This window comes from Bowmanella dokdonensis (assembly GCF_017254865.1).
Taxonomy (GTDB): domain Bacteria; phylum Pseudomonadota; class Gammaproteobacteria; order Enterobacterales; family Alteromonadaceae; genus Bowmanella; species Bowmanella dokdonensis.
This window is the reverse complement of sequence record NZ_JAFKCV010000299.1, coordinates 1-305: the sequence shown is the minus strand read 5'-3', so window position 1 is coordinate 305 and position 305 is coordinate 1. Positions and strand designations below refer to the sequence as shown.

1 pseudogene is annotated in these 305 nt (G+C 51.5%); it reads right to left on the bottom strand.

Going from position 1 to position 305, the window contains the following annotated elements:
• Positions 1-305 (bottom strand): annotated as a pseudogene (locus tag J0A66_RS22670) (hypothetical protein); the annotation flags it as partial.

Below are 305 nucleotides of genomic sequence, written 5' to 3'. Positions count from 1 at the left end.
GCCTTGTCCAAATATCTGACCAAAAAAATCCGTTTGTTGATCGGCCCAAACAATGGCCGTCCCTCCGTTACCTTGGGAAGATTGCGCTGCTACATCTATGCTGGCGGTTTCTGTTACCTGCACAGTGCTTGCATTAGCAAGGTTGCTGTCCTTTCCTTGATATCCGCCACCGATATAAACCTCGCCGCCATGGCCATCATGGCGGTGTGCACTGATTTCACCGCTATGAAGAATGCTGCCAGCGTCGGCAGTGAGTATTACCCGTCCTTGTTGCTCTGTTACACCAGTAGCGCGAATGATACCGC